Source organism: Pseudomonas sp. LBUM1657 (assembly GCF_059716075.1).
Genome location: NZ_CP166799.1, coordinates 5,169,706 through 5,189,262 on the forward strand (window position 1 = coordinate 5,169,706; position 19,557 = coordinate 5,189,262).

Here is a 19,557-nt window from a genome sequence, read left to right on the forward strand (position 1 = left end):
GATGGCCTCATTGGAACGGGCGACACGTAGCCGCAACAATGGATAAAAAGTCATACTAGCCATGTCCTCACGTCATACCTTGGAACCCAATGAAACGACTGCCTCCCCTGCCGGCGCTGCACACTTTTCTGATCACCGCGCAGTGCTGCAACTTCACCCGGGCCGCCGAGCAGCTGCACATCACCCAAGGCGCCGTGAGTCGGCAGATCGCCGGGCTGGAAGATCATTTGGGTTATGAGCTGTTCATTCGCCAGGCCCGCGGTCTCGATCTCACGGCCGAAGGGCGGGAATGGCTGCCACGGGTCCAGCAGATTTTCGGCTTGATCGACGAAGCGGTAGAGCAGATCGGCGAGAAGCGTGAAACCCTGCAACTCAAGGCCCCGACCTGCGTGATGCGCTGGCTGCTGCCACGCCTGTTGCAGTGGCAACGGGAGCGCCCGGACGTGCCAGTGGAATTGACCACCACGGTCAAGCACGGTGTGGATTTTCATCGTGAGCAATTCGATGCGGCGGTGATGTACGGCGCACCTCCCGATAGCGCTCTGGCCTCTTATCACCTGTTCGATGAACAACTGACGCCGGTCTGTTCCCGGCCGATGCTGGAAGGACCAACGGCCTTGCAGACGCCGGCCGATCTGCAGCAGCACCTGTTGCTGCACCCCACCCGCGATGAACGCGACTGGAACGCCTGGTTGAAAGCTGCGGATATTCATTTGAGCAATGTCGGCAAGGGCCAGCATTTCGAAACACTGGACCTGGCGATGTCGATGGCGTCCCAAGGGACGGGCGTGGCGATCGGGGATTGGTCGTTGATAGGCGATGACCTGAGTGCCGGGCGGCTGGTCATGCCGTTTGAATTGAAGGTGAAAACGGGGCTGGCGTATTACCTGGTGTTCCCTGAAAAACCCGGGCCTTCGCCGAAGTTGCGCGAGTTGATGGGGTGGTTGGTGGAACAGGCGCAGAGCCGCTGAAAAGCTTCGCGAGCAAGCCCGCTCCCACGTTGAATCTCCGGTGAACACAGCATTTGTGTACGACAGAGATCAAGTGTGGGAGCCAAACTGTTTCAACTTCAGGTACAGCGGGTTACCACTTCATCTCGCCCTTGGCGACTTTTGCGCTTAGCTCCAGGGAGCTTTCTTCACCCAGTGTCGGGTAGCGTTTTTTCATCGCGGCGATCAGTGCGGCAGCGTCTTTGGCCTTGGCGGTTTCTTCGTCGAAGGCCTTGATGTAATCGGCGGTGAATTGCACGGCAGCCAGGGACCGGGCGCTTTCACCCAGGTAATGACCTGGCACGATGGTGGTCGGTTTCAGGGTTTCGATGGCGTGCAACGTCGTCAGCCAATCGGCGTGGGATTGCGGGGTTTGGGTGTCGGCCATCCACACGTGGATGTTTTCCGCGACGACCACCCCGCCGACCACCGCCTTGAGCGACGGAATCCACACGAAGCTGCGATCCGGCTGCTTGCCGTCCAAACCGATCACCTGCAACTTCTGCCCTTCGAGCATCAGGCTATCGCCCTTGAGCACGCCCGGCACGATGGTTTTGGCCGGTACGTCAGCGCCCATTTTCGGGCCCCAGAACGCGAGTTTGCCGTCCACGGTTTTTTTGATGTGATCAACGGTCGGCTGCGAGGCGAGCACTTTGGCGTTCGGAAATGCGGCCGTCAGCGTATTGAGGCCGAAGTAGTAATCCGGATCACCGTGGCTGATGTAGATGGTGGTCAGTCGCTTGCCACTGGCGCGGATTTTTTCCACCACCTGCTCGGCCTGGGATTTGCCGAATTGCGCGTCCACCAAAATGGCGTCTTTCTCGCCGCTGACCAGCACCGAAGTGACCGGGAAGATCGCCTTATCGCCGGGGTTGTAGACATCCAATGCCAGGGTCGATGCCGACGCATGGGCCGCGAAACCCAATGCGGCGGTTGCCAGCAGAACGCGTTTGAACGAGGTGAAGCCGATCATCTGTTACTCCGTAGTCCGAATGCCATGCCTGGCGATGGAACAGAGCTTAGTTGCCTGACTCAGTACAAAAAATGCGATGCTGGAACATAGTTTGTTTCTGAAATCGGGCAAATCATGGATCGTCTACAAGCAATGCGGGTGTTCGTCTCGGTGGTCGACCTCGGCAGCCAATCGGCCGCCGCTGATCACCTGGACCTGTCGCGCCCGGTGGTTTCCCGCTATCTGGCGGAGCTGGAAGACTGGGTCGGCGCGCGCCTGATGCACCGCACCACGCGCAAGTTGAGTCTGACTGCCGCTGGCAGCGAAATCCTGCCCCGCTGTCGGCAGATGCTCGACCTCTCCACCGACATGCAGGCCGCCGTCAGCGAACCGGACGAAGCACCACGCGGGCTGTTGCGGATCAGCGTCAGCACGTCGTTCGGCCAGGCGCAGCTGGCCGATGCCATGGCGGCTTACGTCAAACGCTATCCCGGCGTCAGCATCGACATGCAGATGCTCGACCGCACGGTGAACCTGGTGGATGAGCGCATCGATCTGGCGATTCGCACCAGCAATGACCTGGACCCGAACCTGATCGCCCGCCGACTGACCGTCTGCCGCTCGGTGATCTGCGCCTCCCCCGCTTACTTGCGCGAACATCCGACGCCGCTGCGGGTCGAGGACCTGAGCCAGCACAATTGCCTGACCCATTCCTACTTCGGCAAAAGTCTCTGGCATTTCGAGCAGGACGGCGAGCCGGTCTCGGTGCCGGTGCAAGGCAACATCAGTGCCAACGAAGCCAGCACGCTGCTGCGCGCAACGATGGCCGGCGCAGGTGTGGCGATGCTGCCCAGCTATCAGGCCGGCGTGCACATCCACAGCGGCGAGCTGATCCGCCTGCTGTCCCAGGCCGAACCCCGGCAGATGAACGTGTACGCGGTGTATGCCTCACGCAAACACATGCCGGCTGCGCTGCGCAGCATGCTGGATTTTCTGGTACTCAGATTTCCCGAAGAACCCGCCTGGGATATCGGCCTGTAACCGGAACGACTGTGGGAGCGGGCTTGCTCGCGAAGGCGGTGGGTCAGCTTGCATCAATGCTGGATGCTAAACCGCATTCGCGAGCAAGCCAGCTCTCACAATGGGGATATCAGTGTTCTGAATACCGGGTTACATGCAAAAGCCGCTTTGCTGGCAACTCACCGGCGCTGACCTATGCTCAAAGGAGTACCGAAGGGTATTCGTTCAGAGGTCAACGCCATGAACATCAAAACAAAAAGATACCTCGCGATTTTCATCACCTGCGCGGCCACGCTCGCGTTGTATGGCACCGCAGCCTGGCGTGTCGAGCAATTGCGACAATCGCCCCGCGAATACGCGAGCTGCAACTTCGAACGCTGCATTCCCCACAACGCGACCCTCAACGCCCTCCGGTAACGAAGGGATCAGGCCTCGTTGTCCTGATCGGCCTTCAAGCGGTCGCGAAAAGCCTTGGGCGAGATCCCCACTCGACGCCGGAACAGACGCGTGAAGTTGGTCGGATCGGAGAAGCCCAACACATCGGACATTTCATAAATGGTCATGCTGGTGTAAGTCAGCAAGCGCTTGGCTTCCAGCAATTGCCGCTCGTGCATGATCTGCAACGCCGGTTGTCCCGCCAGCTCACGGCACGTGCCGTTGAGGTGAGACACGGAAATCCCCAGCCGATGGGCCAGGTCCTCGACCTTGACGTGCTGGCGGTAGGTCTCCTCCACCAACTGAATAAAACCGTTGAGGTATTCCCGGGCGCGCTGCGGACGCTGACTGGAGGAACGGCGCTGAATCACCTGACGGCTGACCCAGACCATGATCACGCTGACCAGCGAATGCATGAGCATTTCCCGCGCCGGTTGATGGCCGGTGTATTCGTTTTGCAGCGCGGCAAACAGACTGTTGAGGTACTCGCCGTCCTTGCCCGCCGGATAGCTCTCGGCATGGGCCAGGGCACTTACCGAATGCCCCAGTTGCGCCTGCAGATGGGCAATCAGCGGTGCGGCCAGGGTCACCACAAAACCCTCCACGTCCTCGGAAAACCGAAAGCCGTGGACTGACAAGGGCGGCAAGACCTGAATCGCCGGCTCGGTCATTTGCGTGCGTTTGCCTTCGATTTCAAGCTCTGCCTGACCTTTGAATACGAAGAGCAACTGGCACAAATCAGCGTGACGATGGGGTTTGATTTCCCATTGATGTTCGCGGCTGCGTTGGGAAATGGTTTCACAGTGCAGCAAGTCGGGGGTCGGCCAGTCCAGGCTTTCACCGTAGAGCTTGAACACTGGAATCGAAGGCAAGTCAGGCTTGTTCATCACTTCAATCCAGGCCTCAGGGGTAGCGGGCGATAATCGCACCGATTGGCAGAATGTACAGGTATCGGCTCAGTTTTCACCTTCAATTGACAGACTCGCAAGTGAAAAATGCAAGCACTCGATCCATAAAAATCATTCACCGGCCTTGGTCGCGTGGCGCTTGCGAGTCATAAAAACAATGAAAACGCTGAAAACTCAAGTCGCGATTATCGGTGCCGGCCCTTCCGGTTTATTGCTTGGCCAGCTGCTGCACAACGCCGGCATCGATACCCTCATTCTCGAACGCCAGACCCCGGACTATGTGCTCGGTCGAATCCGTGCCGGTGTCCTCGAACAAGGCATGGTAGAGCTGCTGCGTCAGGCCGGGGTGGGCCAGCGCATGGACGCCGAAGGGCTGGTGCATGGTGGCTTCGAACTGGCTTTGGACGGGCGTCAGGTGCACATCGACCTGCAAGCCCTGACCGATGGCAAAACCGTGATGATCTACGGGCAGACCGAGGTCACCCGCGACCTGATGGCCGCTCGTCAGGTCGCCGGTGCCAAGACGATTTATCAAGCGAACAACGTCGTGCCCCACGGCATGAAAACCGACGAAGCTTTCGTGACATTCGAACAGGATGGCGAGACGTGGCGGCTCGATTGCGACTACATCGCCGGTTGCGACGGTTTCCATGGCGTGGCGCGGCAGTCGATTCCCGACGAATGCCTGAAGGTGTTCGAGCGGGTCTATCCGTTCGGTTGGCTCGGGATTCTTGTCGACACTCCGCCAGTGCATGAAGAGTTGGTCTACGCCCGCCATGAGCGCGGTTTTGCCCTGTGCAGCATGCGTTCGGCAACTCGCTCTCGTTATTACCTTCAGGTGTCAGCCGGTGAGCAGGTCGAAAACTGGTCCGATCAACGTTTCTGGGATGAACTCAAATCCCGCCTGCCAGAAGCGTTGGCTGAAAAACTGGTGACCGGGCCGTCCATCGAAAAAAGCATCGCGCCGCTGCGCAGTTTCGTGGTCGAACCAATGCAGTACGGGCGGATGTTTCTGGTTGGTGACGCCGCGCACATCGTCCCGCCCACCGGTGCCAAAGGCCTGAACCTGGCGGCCAGTGACGTCAGCACGCTGTTCAACATCCTGCTGAAGGTTTACCGCGAGGGGCGTGTGGATTTGCTGGAAAAATACTCTGAGGTCTGCCTGCGCCGGGTCTGGAAAGCCGAGCGATTTTCCTGGTGGATGACCTCGATGCTGCACCGCTTCGATGATCATGACGCCTTCAGTCAGCGCATCGCCGAGTCGGAATTGGCGTACTTCGTCGACTCCGAGGCCGGCCGAAAAACCATTGCCGAAAATTACGTCGGCCTTCCATATGAGGCTATCGAATAGCTTCCTATCGACTTACACTGGCGAGTATTCCCGCTCGCCTTGCTCCTTGCGGGTCAATTTCTGTCCGCAGGTTTTAACCCGTGACCAATCTCAGCCAGCCTGAAACGCCCAAACCGGCCATTCGCAGCGTGCTGATTGCCCTGATGCTGGCGATCTTTCTCGGCGCGCTGGACCAGACCATTGTCGCGGTGTCGATGCCGGCCATTTCCGCGCAGTTCAAAGATGTCAGCCTGCTGGCCTGGGTGATTTCCGGCTACATGGTGGCGATGACCGTGGCAGTGCCGATCTACGGCAAGCTGGGCGATCTGTACGGTCGGCGCAAGTTGATGCTGTTCGGCATGGGGTTGTTCACGCTTGCTTCGTTGTTCTGCGGCATGGCCCAGAGCATGGAGCAGTTAGTGCTCGCACGGATTTTTCAGGGCATCGGTGCGGGCGGGATGATTTCGGTCAGCCAGGCGATCATCGGCGACATCGTGCCGCCCCGGGAGCGCGGCCGCTATCAAGGCTATTTCAGCAGCATGTACGCGGTCGCCAGCGTGGCCGGCCCGGTGCTCGGCGGTTACATGACCGAGTATCTGTCGTGGCGCTGGGTATTTCTGATAAACCTGCCGCTGGGGCTCGGTGCCTGGCTGGTGGCCAGTCGCACGCTGGTGGGATTGCCGGTGCCGCAGCGTAAACCGATCATCGATTACTTCGGCACGTTGTTGATGATCATCGGTTTGACCGCGTTGCTGCTGGGCATAACCGAGGTGGGTCAGGGACATTCGTGGCACAGCGTCGAAGTGCTGGGCCTGCTCGGTTGTGCAGTGGTGGGGCTGGGGCTGTTCGTCTGGCATGAGCGCCGGACGCGGGAGCCCCTGCTGCCGATGCACCTGTTCGCCAACCGCAATGCGATCCTGTGCTGGTGCACGATTTTCTTCACCAGTTTCCAGGCGATCTCGCTGATCGTGCTGATGCCATTGCGCTTCCAGAGCGTGACCGGCGCCGGGGCCGACAGCGCCGCGCTGCACCTGTTGCCGCTGGCCATGGGCTTGCCGATCGGTGCGTATTTCGCCGGACGCCGAACCTCGGTGACCGGTCGCTACAAGCCAATGATCCTGACCGGCGCCGTGCTCATGCCGATCTCGATTCTCGGGATGGCGTTCAGTCCGCCTCAGGCATTTTTGTTCAGCAGTGTGTTCATGGTGCTCAGTGGGATCGCCTCCGGCATGCAGTTCCCGACCTCGTTGGTGGGAACGCAGAACTCGGTGCATCAACGGGACATCGGTGTCGCCACCAGCACCACCAACCTGTTCCGTTCGCTGGGCGGCGCAGTGGGTGTGGCGTTGATGTCGGCGCTGCTGCTGGCGTTGCTGCAGGATTCGAGTTTCGCTCACCTGGCCGGCTCTTCGATGATTGGCGAGGGCAGTTCGGGGAATGTCTTGCTGGACGGTTTGAACGCGGCACCGGGAGATGCGCAGAACGCCTTGCGGGCGGAGCTGCTGCTGACGTTCCGGCATTTGTTGATGGTCAGCGCGGCGGTGTCGTTGCTGGGGCTGGCGGCGGCGATTGCCATGCCGAATATGTTGTTGCGGGGGCGGGAGGACAAGGTTCGATAGTTGGACCGAGTTGCTCGCGAATGCGGCCTGTCAGTCACTACGAATCAAGGGCTGTAATACCCGACAGCCACCAGAAAATGCCCGACCTTTTTCAGATAGGCATGCTTGTCTTCGACCTTCCCGGTCACCGGGTTTTTCCAGCGGTATTCGTATTCGCCGTAATCCTGCTTGCTGATCAATGCCAGGATCGGCTCACCCACCGGCTTGCCTTCCGGGTCCTTGATCTTGCCGAAATCGGTATTGATCAATCGCAAGTTGGTGCCGTGAGCGACATAACGCTGGGTGTCCAGATCGACGACGAACACATACAGGTCATCCTGCAAATATCCGCCCTTGAGGGAATTGATCGCCGTGAGGGTGCCCTTCTCGTCCTTCGCCAGATCCGTCGCCGCTTTGTTCAGCAAGGCCATCGCCTGCTCCGCCGAAGCTCGTGGCAGGTAGTAACCGACCGCCAGAATCCGTTCGCCGATACGCTGATAGAACACATGCTTGCGCTCGACCTTGCCGTCGGACCAGTTCTGCCAGCGATATTCCGCCTGCTGAATGCCGTTGCCCTCGGGCACTTTCAAGGCATTCTTGAAGGCTTTCTGCAAGTCCGGCCCGAGTACGTCGGACACATCCCGGCCAATCAGCGCCGAGGACGGTCCGCCGCTGGCAAGCATCACACCCTTGGTGTCGACCACGAAGACATAACGATCCTTGTCGACAAATTCGCCCTGGCGACTGAATGCCGCGAAGGCTTTGTCGCCATTGTCGTGATAGTAGGCCAGGGCCTTTTCCAGCAAGGCGATGGCGGCCTTGCTGTCATCCTTTTCCGTCCCGGCGGCTTGCGCCTGACCCAGACACAGCAACAGCATCGCGCCCAGCCAGGCCAACTTATGCAGAACCCCCATTGCGCATCCCTCGTTCTTTTCGGTGTTTCAAGAGCGTAGACGGCTTGGGGATATGTACGAGTATTCAGGGAAGCGCTCTGTAACCGATTCTTACGGTCGTGCGCGCAACTGCTGCTGCAGATTCTGAATCTGCGCCTGAAGGGTGTTGATGTTGCGGGTGACCTGAGCGCGGAAGGCGTCGAACTCGGCGGTGTTGGTGGCGCCTTGAGTGGCGGCCGGACGGTTGTCCTGTTGGCTTTTGAGCACAATCAAGTCCTGTTCCAGGCTCTCGATGGCTGCATTCGGGTTGCCTTGTTTCTTTAGCGCAGCGATGTCGGCGCCGAGACTTTTCAACTGCGCGTCGACTTTGCTGGTGTCGGCCGGAGCGTTTTTCAGCGCGGCCAATTCACTGTTCAACTCTTTGACCTGCGCCTGCAATTGCGTGTTGGCAGTCTGATGTTCAGTGTTCTGGGTGGTCATCTGCGTCAGGCGTTTGTCCAGATCGGTGGTCTGCGCGGTCATTTGCGCCAGACGCTTGTCCAGTTCCGAAGCCTGGCCGACAACACCTTGCTGCTGCTTGCTCTGATCCTGGAGTTTGCTTTCCAGCTGTTTGATTTGCAGCTTCAGGGCTTCGCTGCCGCTGGTGACGTTGGTCTGGCTGGCGACCACCTTGCCGGAAATGTCCTGCAAACGCCCCGCCGCTTCCTCACTGATACGCGCGAAACTTTCTTGGGTCGCCACCAGTTGCTGTTCCATCAGCGAAATCTGCTGAAAACTCCACCAGGCAAGGCCGGCGAAGGCAAAGAACAAGGCGCCGACCAGCGCCCACAGAGGGCCGGTGCTCGGGCCTTTGACCTTGGCCACCGGAGCGGTCCGCGAATGCACAGGGGTGCGAGCAGCAGGCACAAAATCATCGTCGTCGAGGCTGTCGGCACGCAGGCTCGGTACATCGTCGAAATCGTCGTTGGCATCGTTACGCATGGACATTGAGTCAACCTTTGTGGAACGCGGTGATGGCGTGATGCGGCGAGTATAAACCCCACTGCCGCATCGATTGACCCTGAACCCCGAACTCCGTTCAGTGCCGGGGGCTGTCAGTGAATGTCCTGAGCCTTCCACCAGCCGCAGAATTCATCGAGGGCCGTCCAGATGCTGACTTTCGGATCGTAGTCCAGATAATGCCGGGCTCGGCTGATGTCCAGGGTGAAATTTTTGTTCATGACCTGCATGCCCAGTCGCGACAGCGTCGGCTCGGGACGGCCTGGCCACAGCTTGCACACCCCTTCGTTGAGCGCCGCGACGGTGTAGGCCAGACCGTAAGAACGGTGACGTGTCACCTGTGGGACATCCATCTTGCGCATGACGTAATTAACCACGTCCCACAACGGAATCGGCGCACCGTTACTGATGTTGTAGGCCTTGCCCAAGGCCGAACCGCTGGCCAGCAAACTGCTGAGCAACGCTTCGTTGAGGTTTTGCACGCTTGTGAAATCGACCTTGTTCAAACCGTTACCGATTATTGCCAGCCGTCCCTTGCGCTGCATCCTCAACAGGCGCGGGAAGATGCTCATGTCGCCGGCGCCCGTCACGAAACGCGGGCGCAGGGCCAAGGTCTCGAGGCCGAATTCCTGGGCGCCGAACACCTTTTGCTCGGCCAGGTATTTGGTCGCGGCGTAGGGATGCTTGAAGCGCTTGGGCACCTGTTCTTCGGTCAACCCCAGATGATCGCGGCCATCGAAGTAGATCGAGGGCGACGACAAGTGCACCAGTCGCCGGACCCGCTGTTTCAGGCAGGCTTCGACCACGTTTTCGGTGACCTGGACGTTGCCTTGATGAAAGTCCTGATAACGCCCCCACAAGCCGACGGCACCGGCGCAATGGACCACCGCCTCGACGTCGGAACACAAATCGCGCGCCAGTTGCGGGTCGCTCAAGTCCCCCTGAATGAACTCGGCGCCACGGCGCACCAGATGCTCCACGCTCTCGGCCCGGCGACCGTTGACCCGCACGTCCAGGCCCTGCTCCAGGGCGAAACGCGCAAAGCGCCCGCCGATGAAGCCGCTTGCGCCGGTAACCAGAATCTTCATGAATTGCTCCGAATATTTCGTTTTGCGTATTTCGTGAGGTCTTGACGCTGCCCGTCAGTCCAACGGCACCAGCCATTGCTTCGACGAGCGCACCAATTGATCGGTGAGTAAACCCAACAGCTGACCGCCATTGCGCCAATGATGCCAGTACAGCGGCACATCGATCGGCTTATCTGGCAAAAGCTCCACCAATACGCCGCGTTCCAGTTGTTCGCGCACCTGCAATTCAGGCACCAGTCCCCAACCAAGACCCGCTTCCGTGAGACGGATAAAGCCTTCGGACGATGGGCATAAATGGTGCTCGAAACCGCCATCGACGCCGAGAGACGCGAGGTAGCGATGCTGTAGGAAATCATCCGGGCCAAAGACCAGCGCGGGGGTTTTCGACAACTGATCGGCGCGCACACCGTGAGGAAAATGCCGGGCAATAAACGCCGGACTGGCCAACGCCCGATAACGCATGGCCCCCAGCAACACGCTGCGCGCACCGGCCACCGGGCGTTCACTGGCGCAAACGCACGCTGCCACTTCACCGGCGCGCATGCGTTTGAGGCCGACGGTCTGGTCTTCGACCACCAGGTCCAGCAACAGATGCTGCTCCGCGCAAAAGTCGCCCACTGCCACAGCCCACCAGGTAGCGAGGCTATCGGCATTCAGGGCGATACGCAGACGCTCCGGCAGGCCTTCTTCGTCCAGCGCCGGCACCAGGGTTTGCAAATCGCGTTCAAGCAAACGCACCTGCTGCACATGGTTGAGCAGGCGTCGGCCGATTTCCGTTGGGGCTGGCGGTGTAACCCGCACCAGCACTGGCTGACCGACCCGCGCCTCCAGCAACTTGATGCGTTGGGAAATCGCTGATTGCGACAACCCCAGCACCTGCGCCGCGCGCTCGAATCCGGCCTGCTCGACCACGGCGGCCAAGGCAGAAAGTAATTTATAGTCGAACATCAGTTTTCCTAATGAGCGATCAGCATGATTGGTTTTTCTTATACAGCCTGACACCGGAGAATGGCCAGCAAGAACTCTTGAACAAGGATCACCGACATGGCTGGCGAAACCTCATTGACAACCCTGCTGCGCAGCATGAGCCCGCAGCTCAACGCCGGCGAATACGTGTTCTGCACCCTGCGCGATGGTCAGTTGCCGGCGGGTCTTGAGATTGTCGGCAGCTTCCGCGAGCAAGAAGGTCTGACGGTCATTCTGGAACGATCCCACGCCGATAAGGCCGGTTTCAGTTTCGATTACGTCGCCGCCTGGATCACCTTGAACGTGCACTCAGCCCTCGAAGCCGTCGGCCTGACCGCCGCATTCGCCACGGCATTGGGCCAGGCCGGCATCAGCTGCAACGTGATCGCCGGCTATTACCACGACCATTTATTCGTCGGCCAAGCCGATGCAGAACGCGCCATGCAAGTACTGCGCGACCTGGCAGCCAACGCGGAGTAATTACTATGTGGCAAAGCTATGTGAATGGCCTGCTAGTGGCCGCGGGGCTGATCATGGCGATCGGTACTCAAAATGCATTTGTGCTGGCTCAAAGTCTGCGGCGCGAACACCATCTGCCAGTGGCGGCACTCTGCGTGACTTGCGATGCGCTACTGGTGGCCGCCGGCGTGTTCGGCCTGGCGACCGTGCTGGCGCAAAACCCCACATTGCTGGCCATCGCCCGTTGGGGTGGCGCGGCGTTTCTGCTGTGGTACGGCAGCCTGGCGTTGCGTCGGGCCTGTTCGAAACAAAGTCTGCAACAGGGTGAAAACCAGACCGTACGCTCGCTGCGGGCGGTGATGCTCAGCGCACTGGCGGTGACGTTGCTCAACCCGCATGTCTATCTGGACACCGTTTTGTTGATCGGCTCTCTTGGCGCGCAACAAACCGAGCCCGGCGCCTATGTAGTGGGCGCGGCGAGTGCTTCGTTGCTGTGGTTTTTCACCCTGGCGCTCGGTGCGGCGTGGCTCGCGCCGTGGCTTGCTCGCCCGAGTACCTGGCGAATTCTTGATCTGTTGGTGGCGGTGATGATGTTCACTGTGGCGGCTCAACTAATCACCAGCGGCTGATTTATTCCAAAAGGCTCTGGAACCTCTATTCCACACAGTTGTTGCGTGGTTATGCCGCACCCCCGGTGCTATGATCCGAACCCTGCGCCGCAAAGAGTACAAACTCCCCGGCGCTTGTTTGGCCGCCCGTGATCGGCCTTGCGCTCACCGCAACTGACCTGATTAGGAGAATCATCATGGCTTTCGAATTGCCGCCGCTGCCGTACGCACACGATGCCCTGCAGCCGCACATTTCCAAGGAAACTCTGGAATACCACCACGACAAGCACCACAACACCTACGTCGTGAACCTGAACAACCTGGTGCCAGGCACCGAGTTCGAAGGCAAGACTCTGGAAGAAATCGTCAAGACTTCCTCGGGCGGTATCTTCAACAACGCCGCTCAGGTCTGGAACCACACTTTCTACTGGAACTGCCTGGCGCCAAACGCCGGCGGTCAACCAACCGGCGCACTGGCTGAAGCCATCAACACGGCTTTCGGTTCGTTCGACAAGTTCAAGGAAGAGTTCAGCAAGACTTCCATCGGCACCTTCGGTTCCGGTTGGGGCTGGCTGGTGAAAAAGGCTGACGGTTCCCTGGCCCTGGCCAGCACCATCGGCGCCGGCAACCCGCTGACCAGCGGCGACACCCCGCTGCTGACCTGCGACGTCTGGGAACACGCTTACTACATCGACTATCGCAACCTGCGTCCGAAGTACGTCGAAGCGTTCTGGAACCTGGTCAACTGGAAATTCGTGGCTGAGCAGTTCGAAGGCAAAACCTTCACCGCTTAAGCTCGATGCCAGACAAAAACCCCGGCTTTATGCCGGGGTTTTTTATGGACGCGGGAAAATCCGGGAAGCGGGTACAGCCATAAAAAATCAGTCGATTGTCCGGCCGTCTTCGCGAGCAAGCCCGCTCCCACACTTGATCCGCGTCGCACACAATTCTGTGATCACTGCAGATCTAATGTGGGAGCGGGCTTGCTCGCGAAGAACGATAACGCGGTTAGCCTGCTGACTACTGCGGATCAACGTTATCCAGCGCGCGGTTCACTGCCAGCTCCGCCAACATAACGATCTGCGCAATGGCCAGCGCCGTGCTGCGCTGAGGGCCGGTCAGATAGGTGGCGAAATCACTGGCCATGACACTGGCTGAAGCCAATGACTCACAGGCGTGGGCGAGGAGACTTTCGGTATCCATGTCGGGGGCGATCATGAACATGGGGGTGGTGTGATGGGGTTTGGTGGTGTTGAAGGGTGGGTCTGGGATTAATTTATCCATGGAACAATTCCTCACGCGTTGAGGGCTACCACTTACCGTTCTCACGCGGTGGAGAGGTGGCAGCTATGTGCGGGGTGAGAAACCGGTCATGGACACCCGGGCCAGACAAAAGTCTGCCCGCACACAGCCGCCATAACGCATTTACGACAGGATAAGCTGGCCGCAATTATGCGTGTACGGGCTCTGTATGACCATAAGTTGCCGGGTTCTCACACCCGATCGCTGAGGTTCAGCGACAGCCAAAGGTTATTCAGCCCGCTTCCGACGGACAACCTGAAAACTGCGTGGGAAACGTCTGGCGATTTACACATTGTATAAACACGCAAAAGTGGAACGCGGACGTCTCTGGCGGCATTCCCAGGCGGGAGCGTGGAAATGATCAGTTGGGGGTAGTGGAAAGGGATTGGTCGGCTGTCAGGTCGCCTTCGCAGGCAAGCCAGCTCCCACAGTAAATCGAGTACACATGTCTAAATCAGGTCGTCTATCAGGACGCCTTCGCGAGCAAGCCCGCTCCCACAGTTAAAACGCATACATCCGAAAAAACTGGGGCAATTTCCCACAATGAAACCAGCATTCAACCCCTTGCCCCAACGCCACAGCCGTCTACCATCAACCAAATGGAAAATATGTCCAAATCCCCCTCAAGTTGAAGGACTCGACAACCGACACAGTACTAATAGGGCAATTACTCCAAACAACAGCATATCGGCCAAGCCCACAGGCAAATTCCCCTGTGATTGATTGTCCCTTTGACTGCCATCACCGGATTGCCAATACTCATGGCAACTTGATGCTACCCGCACGGAACAAGGAATGACTCTTTGAAGCTGGAACTCAAGAACAGCTTGTCGGTGAAGTTGCTCCGGGTCGTGCTCCTGTCGGCATTGATCGTCGGCGTGGTCTTGAGCTGCGCGCAGATCGTTTTTGATGCCTATAAAACACGCCAGGCCGTGGCCAGCGACGCCGAGCGCATCCTCGACATGTTCCGCGATCCCTCGACCCAGGCGGTCTACAGCCTGGACCGGGAAATGGGTATGCAGGTGATCGAAGGCCTGTTTCAGGACGACGCCGTGCGCCAGGCCTCCATTGGCCATCCCAACGAAGCGATGCTCGCGCAAAAGTCTCGCGAGTTGCAGCATTCAAGCAGTCGCTGGCTGACCGATCTGATCCTCGGCAAGGAACGCACCTTCACCACTCAACTGGTGGGTCGCGGTCCTTACAGCGAGTACTACGGCGATCTGAGCATCACCCTCGATACCGCCACCTACGGCCAGGGTTTTATCGTCAGTTCGGTCATTATCTTCATCTCCGGCGTGTTGCGCGCCCTCGCCATGGGGCTGGTGCTGTACCTGGTCTATCACTGGCTTTTGACTAAACCGCTGTCGCGGATCATCGAGCACCTGACGGAAATCAATCCGGACCGCCCCAGCGAACACAAGATTCCGCTGCTCAAGGGCCACGAAAAAAACGAACTAGGCATCTGGATCAACACCGCCAACCAGTTGCTCGAGTCCATCGAGCGCAACACTCATCTGCGCCACGAAGCGGAAAACAGCCTGCTGCGCATGGCCCAGTACGATTTCCTTACCGGTCTGCCGAACCGCCAGCAGTTGCAGCAACAGCTGGACAAAATCCTCGTCGACGCCGGCAAACTGCAACGACGGGTCGCGGTATTGGTGGTCGGCCTTGATGACTTCAAGGGCATCAACGAACAGTTCAGCTACCAGACCGGCGACCAACTGCTACTGGCCCTGGCCGATCGTTTGCGGGCCCACAGCGGTCGCCTCGGCGCCCTCGCCCGCCTCGGCGGCGACCAGTTCGCGCTGGTTCAGGCCGACATTGAACAACCCTACGAAGCGGCCGAACTGGCCCAAAGCATTCTCGATGACCTGGAAGCGGCGTTTGCCCTCGATCATCAAGAAATTCGCCTGCGCGCCACCATCGGCATCACCCTGTTCCCCGAAGACGGTGACAGCACCGAAAAGCTGCTGCAAAAAGCCGAGCAGACCATGACCCTGGCCAAGACACGCTCGCGCAACCGCTATCAGTTCTATATCGCCAGCGTCGACACCGAAATGCGCCGCCGGCGTGAACTGGAAAAAGACCTGCGTGATGCCCTGACCCGTGACCAGTTCTTTCTCGTTTATCAACCGCAGATCAGCTACCGCGATAACCGGGTGGTGGGCGTCGAGGCGTTGATTCGCTGGCAACATCCGGAACATGGCCTGGTTCCGCCAGACCTGTTCATCCCGCTGGCCGAACAGAACGGCACCATCATCGCCATCGGTGAATGGGTGCTGGATCAGGCGTGCAAGCAATTGCGCGACTGGCATGATCAGGGTTTCGTCGACCTGCGCATGGCGGTGAACCTGTCCACCGTACAGCTGCACCACGCCGAGCTGCCTCGGGTGGTCAATAACCTGCTGCAGATGTACCGCCTGCCTCCGCGCAGCCTGGAGCTGGAAGTCACTGAAACCGGCCTGATGGAAGACATCAGCACCGCCGCTCAGCACTTGCTGAGCCTGCGCCGGTCCGGTGCGTTGATCGCTATCGACGATTTCGGGACCGGTTATTCGTCCCTGAGCTACCTGAAAAGCCTGCCCCTGGACAAGATCAAGATCGACAAGAGTTTCGTTCAGGACCTGCTCGATGACGACGACGATGCGACCATCGTCCGGGCCATCATCCAGCTGGGCAAGAGCCTTGGCATGCAGGTGATTGCCGAGGGCGTGGAAACCCCGGAGCAAGAAGCTTACATCATCTCCGAAGGCTGCCACGAAGGTCAGGGTTACCTCTACAGCAAACCGCTACCGGCACGGGAATTGAGTGCCTATCTGAAGCAGGCCCAGCGCAGTAGCGCGGCCATTCACTGATCTGGCGTGCCCGTTTAGCCTCTGGCGCAGGCTTCGCCAGCTGCTACAGTCACGTACCGTGAATAAGAAATATTTACAGGTACAACTCTTTACACATAATGCGAAAGATTTGCATTATGTCGCAGTTTTGCGCACCCCGCGCCTGTCCAATCAATCACCGAAGCAGGATGTTCGCCATGATTCGTATGCCTCTGGCTACCGCCAGTCTGCTGGCCATCGCTATTTCCCTCGCCGGTTGCGGCGAAGGCAAAGACAAGGCTGCCGCTCCGCAAACGCCTACACCGGCCGCCAGCACTGCTACTCCGGCTGCGCCTGCCACGGCACCTGCCGCTGCCAGTAAAGTCGACGAAGCCGCTGCCAAAGCCGTTGTCGCGCATTACGCCGACATCGTCTTCGCCGTTTACAGCGATGCCGAATCCACCGCGAAAACCCTGCAAACCGCCGTCGACGCCTTCCTGGCCAAGCCGAACGCCGACACCCTGAAAGCCGCCAAGGCTGCCTGGGTCGCAGCCCGCGTTCCTTACTTGCAGAGCGAAGTGTTCCGCTTCGGCAACACCATCATCGACGACTGGGAAGGTCAGGTGAACGCCTGGCCCCTGGACGAAGGCCTGATCGACTACGTCGACAAATCCTACGAGCACGCACTGGGTAACCCGGGCGCCACCGCCAACATCATCGCCAACACTCAGGTTCAGGTCGGCGAAGACAAGATCGACGTGAAAGACATCACCCCGGAAAAACTCGCCAGCCTGAATGAGCTGGGTGGTTCCGAGGCCAACGTCGCCACCGGCTACCACGCCATCGAATTCCTGCTCTGGGGCCAGGACCTGAACGGCACCGGCCCTGGCGCCGGCAACCGCCCGGTGTCCGACTACCTGGAAGGCAAAGGCGCCACCGGCGGTCACAACGATCGCCGTCGCGCTTACCTGAAGTCCGTGACCCAACTGCTGGTCAACGACCTGGAAGAAATGGTCGGTAACTGGAAGCCGAACGTGGCCGACAACTACCGCGCCACCCTGGAAGCGGAACCGGCTGAAACCGGCCTGCGCAAAATGCTGTTCGGCATGGGCAGCCTGTCCTTGGGCGAATTGGCGGGCGAGCGCATGAAGGTTTCCCTGGAAGCCAACTCCCCGGAAGACGAACACGACTGCTTCAGCGACAACACCCACAACTCGCAGTTCTACGATGCCAAAGGCGTTCGTAACGTTTACCTGGGCGAATACACCCGCGTCGACGGCACCAAAATGACCGGCGCCAGCCTGTCGTCCCTGGTGGCCAAAGCCGACCCGGCTGCCGACACCGCGCTGAAAGCCGACCTGGCTGCAACCGAAGCCAAAATGCAGGTCATCGTCGATCACGCCAACAAGGGTGAGCACTACGATCAACTGATCGCGGCCGGCAACACCGCTGGCAACCAGATCGTTCGTGACGCCATCGCCTCCCTGGTCAAGCAGACCGGTTCGATCGAAGCGGCTGCCGGCAAACTGGGCATCAGCGACCTGAACCCGGACAACGCTGATCACGAGTTCTGATCAACGCTGGCTGAGTGACGAAAGAGGCGACCTTCGGGTCGCCTTTTTTGTTGGGCCGAACTCCCACAGGAGATCGTCGGCCAGGCTAAACCTGCCCCACATCAACCAAACGATAATTCCTCTTATTCAATCTCCCCTGCCCTGTTAGACTTTGCGCCTTTGTTTTGCTCGTCTTGCAGGATGTCTGATGCCCTCGCTGCCTCTTCGCTTGTCCGCACTGTTTCTGGCCCTGGGCCTGAGTGCCTGCGATGACGCCCCACGTTTTACCCAGGCCGAACCCGGTGAAGCCCGGTCCGGTGGCAGCGCGACGGTACGCAAGACCGATCAGAACTCATTCTCCCTGCCATCCGCCAACCTGCCCCCATCGCGGCGCGTGGATTTCAGTGTCGGCAACAGTTTCTTCCGCAGCCCCTGGGTGATCGCCCCGTCGACCACCACCGCCCGGGATGGCCTCGGACCGCTGTTCAATACCAACGCCTGCCAGAACTGCCACATCAAGGACGGTCGCGGTCATCCGCCGACGCCTGATGCGCCGAATGCCGTGTCGATGCTGGTGCGCCTGTCAATCCCCGATGCACCGGCGTATGCCAAGGTCATCGAGCAGCTCGGCGTGGTGCCCGAACCGGTCTATGGCGGACAGTTCCAGGACATGGCCGTGCCCGGCGTCGCTCCGGAAGGCAAAGTGCGCGTCGACTACACCCCGGTGCCGATCCGCTTCAAGGACGGCACTGAAGTCGAGTTGCGCAAACCTCGCTTGAATATCACCCAGTTGGGCTATGGCCCGATGCACCCCGACACCCGTTTCTCGGCCCGCATTGCACCGCCAATGATCGGCCTGGGCCTGCTCGAAGCCATCCCGGACGAGGCGATCCTGGCCAACGCCGACGCTCAGGAAAAAGATAACAAGGGCATCGCCGGACGCCCGAATCAGGTCTGGGATGACGCCCAGCAGAAAACCGTCCTCGGCCGGTTTGGCTGGAAGGCCGGGCAACCGAACCTCAATCAGCAGAATGTTCACGCGTTTTCCGGTGATATGGGCCTGACCACCCACCTCAGGCCGGTTGATGACTGCAGCGACGCGCAAACCGATTGCAAGCAGGCGCCCAACGGCAACGGCCCGGATGGCGAGCCGGAAGTCAGCGATAACATCCTGCGCCTGGTGCTGTTCTACAGCCGTAACCTCGCCGTACCGGCCCGCCGCGATGTCGGTACGCCTGAAGTGCTGGCCGGCAAGAATCTGTTTTTCCAGGCCGGTTGCCAGTCCTGCCACACCCCGAAATACACCACCGCTGCCAATGCCGCCGAACCTGAACTGGCCAATCAAGTGATTCGCCCTTACAGCGATCTGCTTCTGCATGACATGGGCGACGGTCTGGCGGACAACCGCACAGAATTCCAGGCCAGTGGCCGCGACTGGCGCACCCCGCCGTTGTGGGGCATCGGCTTGACGCAGGCGGTCAGTGGCCACACCCAGTTTTTGCATGACGGCCGTGCTCGCAATCTACTCGAAGCCGTGCTTTGGCACGGCGGCGAGGCGAAGGCGGCGCAACAACAAGTTTTGTCTTTCAATGCCGAGCAGCGTGCTGCGTTGCTGGCGTTTTTGAATTCCCTTTAATACCCCTT

General features: G+C 59.4%; 18 protein-coding genes. 11 read left to right on the plus strand and 7 right to left on the minus strand.

Annotated features, from left to right (window positions below):
• Window positions 1-89 precede the first annotated feature (89 nt).
• Complete coding sequence (locus ACA055_RS23900) at window positions 90-971, plus strand: LysR substrate-binding domain-containing protein (RefSeq protein WP_497680872.1); 882 nt, start codon at window positions 90-92, stop codon at window positions 969-971.
• A gap of 112 nt (window positions 972-1,083) precedes the next feature.
• Here the strand turns inward: ACA055_RS23900 and ACA055_RS23905 are convergent, their stop codons facing one another.
• The gene (locus tag ACA055_RS23905) at window positions 1,084-1,962 is read right to left on the minus strand and encodes an MBL fold metallo-hydrolase (RefSeq protein WP_497680873.1); all 879 of its coding nucleotides are present in this window, start codon (window positions 1,960-1,962) and stop codon (window positions 1,084-1,086) included.
• 114 nt (window positions 1,963-2,076) lie between these two features.
• Between ACA055_RS23905 and ACA055_RS23910 the strand changes: the two genes are divergently transcribed.
• Window positions 2,077-2,982 carry a LysR family transcriptional regulator gene (locus ACA055_RS23910; RefSeq protein WP_497680874.1) on the plus strand — a complete coding sequence of 302 codons (906 nt, stop codon included), beginning with the start codon at window positions 2,077-2,079 and terminating at the stop codon, window positions 2,980-2,982.
• A 219-nt stretch (window positions 2,983-3,201) separates the two neighbouring features.
• Window positions 3,202-3,378, plus strand: a complete 177-nt coding sequence (locus tag ACA055_RS23915) for a hypothetical protein (protein WP_497680875.1) — start codon at window positions 3,202-3,204, stop codon at window positions 3,376-3,378.
• An 8-nt stretch (window positions 3,379-3,386) separates the two neighbouring features.
• On the opposite strand, the gene ACA055_RS23920 is transcribed toward ACA055_RS23915, so the two are convergent.
• Entirely contained in the window at window positions 3,387-4,283 is an 897-nt protein-coding gene (locus ACA055_RS23920) for a helix-turn-helix domain-containing protein (RefSeq protein WP_497680876.1), read from the minus strand.
• A 187-nt stretch (window positions 4,284-4,470) separates the two neighbouring features.
• Between ACA055_RS23920 and pobA the strand changes: the two genes are divergently transcribed.
• Together pobA and ACA055_RS23930 are read left to right on the plus strand one after the other, a co-directional pair.
• Window positions 4,471-5,655, plus strand: coding sequence for a 4-hydroxybenzoate 3-monooxygenase (gene pobA, locus ACA055_RS23925; RefSeq protein ID WP_497684477.1), 1,185 nt, complete (start codon window positions 4,471-4,473; stop codon window positions 5,653-5,655).
• A gap of 80 nt (window positions 5,656-5,735) precedes the next feature.
• Window positions 5,736-7,253, plus strand: a complete 1,518-nt coding sequence (locus ACA055_RS23930; protein ID WP_497680877.1) for an MDR family MFS transporter — start codon at window positions 5,736-5,738, stop codon at window positions 7,251-7,253.
• Window positions 7,254-7,297: 44 nt separating this feature from the next.
• On the opposite strand, the gene ACA055_RS23935 is transcribed toward ACA055_RS23930, so the two are convergent.
• The 4 genes from ACA055_RS23935 to ACA055_RS23950 all read right to left on the minus strand — a co-directional run bounded on the left by ACA055_RS23935 (window position 7,298) and on the right by ACA055_RS23950 (window position 11,160).
• Window positions 7,298-8,146: a cache domain-containing protein gene (locus tag ACA055_RS23935; protein ID WP_497680878.1), complete on the minus strand. Its 849-nt coding sequence runs from the start codon at window positions 8,144-8,146 to the stop codon at window positions 7,298-7,300.
• 90 nt (window positions 8,147-8,236) lie between these two features.
• Window positions 8,237-9,112, minus strand: a complete 876-nt coding sequence (locus ACA055_RS23940; RefSeq protein WP_497680879.1) for an ATPase — start codon at window positions 9,110-9,112, stop codon at window positions 8,237-8,239.
• Window positions 9,113-9,219: 107 nt separating this feature from the next.
• Window positions 9,220-10,212 (minus strand): NAD-dependent epimerase/dehydratase family protein, encoded by a 993-nt coding sequence (locus tag ACA055_RS23945; protein ID WP_497680880.1) that lies wholly within the window; start codon window positions 10,210-10,212, stop codon window positions 9,220-9,222.
• A gap of 54 nt (window positions 10,213-10,266) precedes the next feature.
• Window positions 10,267-11,160: a LysR family transcriptional regulator ArgP gene (locus ACA055_RS23950; RefSeq protein WP_497680881.1), complete on the minus strand. Its 894-nt coding sequence runs from the start codon at window positions 11,158-11,160 to the stop codon at window positions 10,267-10,269.
• Window positions 11,161-11,256: 96 nt separating this feature from the next.
• On the opposite strand from ACA055_RS23950, the gene ACA055_RS23955 reads away from it, so the two are divergent.
• The 3 genes from ACA055_RS23955 to ACA055_RS23965 all read left to right on the plus strand — a co-directional run bounded on the left by ACA055_RS23955 (window position 11,257) and on the right by ACA055_RS23965 (window position 13,039).
• Window positions 11,257-11,658: an ACT domain-containing protein gene (locus ACA055_RS23955; protein WP_497680882.1), complete on the plus strand. Its 402-nt coding sequence runs from the start codon at window positions 11,257-11,259 to the stop codon at window positions 11,656-11,658.
• Window positions 11,659-11,663: 5 nt separating this feature from the next.
• Window positions 11,664-12,266 (plus strand): LysE/ArgO family amino acid transporter, encoded by a 603-nt coding sequence (locus ACA055_RS23960; protein ID WP_497680883.1) that lies wholly within the window; start codon window positions 11,664-11,666, stop codon window positions 12,264-12,266.
• A 176-nt stretch (window positions 12,267-12,442) separates the two neighbouring features.
• Entirely contained in the window at window positions 12,443-13,039 is a 597-nt protein-coding gene (locus ACA055_RS23965; protein WP_497680884.1) for a superoxide dismutase, read from the plus strand.
• 226 nt (window positions 13,040-13,265) lie between these two features.
• Here ACA055_RS23965 and ACA055_RS23970 read toward each other — a convergent pair whose 3' ends face one another.
• Window positions 13,266-13,529, minus strand: a complete 264-nt coding sequence (locus tag ACA055_RS23970) for a DUF6124 family protein (RefSeq protein ID WP_497680885.1) — start codon at window positions 13,527-13,529, stop codon at window positions 13,266-13,268.
• A gap of 821 nt (window positions 13,530-14,350) precedes the next feature.
• Between ACA055_RS23970 and ACA055_RS23975 the strand changes: the two genes are divergently transcribed.
• The 3 genes from ACA055_RS23975 (at window position 14,351) to ACA055_RS23985 (ending at window position 19,549) form a co-directional block, all read left to right on the plus strand.
• Window positions 14,351-16,402, plus strand: a complete 2,052-nt coding sequence (locus ACA055_RS23975; RefSeq protein WP_497680886.1) for a putative bifunctional diguanylate cyclase/phosphodiesterase — start codon at window positions 14,351-14,353, stop codon at window positions 16,400-16,402.
• Between the two features lie 176 nt (window positions 16,403-16,578).
• Window positions 16,579-17,934: an imelysin family protein gene (locus ACA055_RS23980; protein WP_497680887.1), complete on the plus strand. Its 1,356-nt coding sequence runs from the start codon at window positions 16,579-16,581 to the stop codon at window positions 17,932-17,934.
• Between the two features lie 187 nt (window positions 17,935-18,121).
• Window positions 18,122-19,549 (plus strand): di-heme oxidoreductase family protein, encoded by a 1,428-nt coding sequence (locus tag ACA055_RS23985; protein WP_497680888.1) that lies wholly within the window; start codon window positions 18,122-18,124, stop codon window positions 19,547-19,549.
• The last annotated feature ends 8 nt before the right edge of the window (window positions 19,550-19,557 follow it).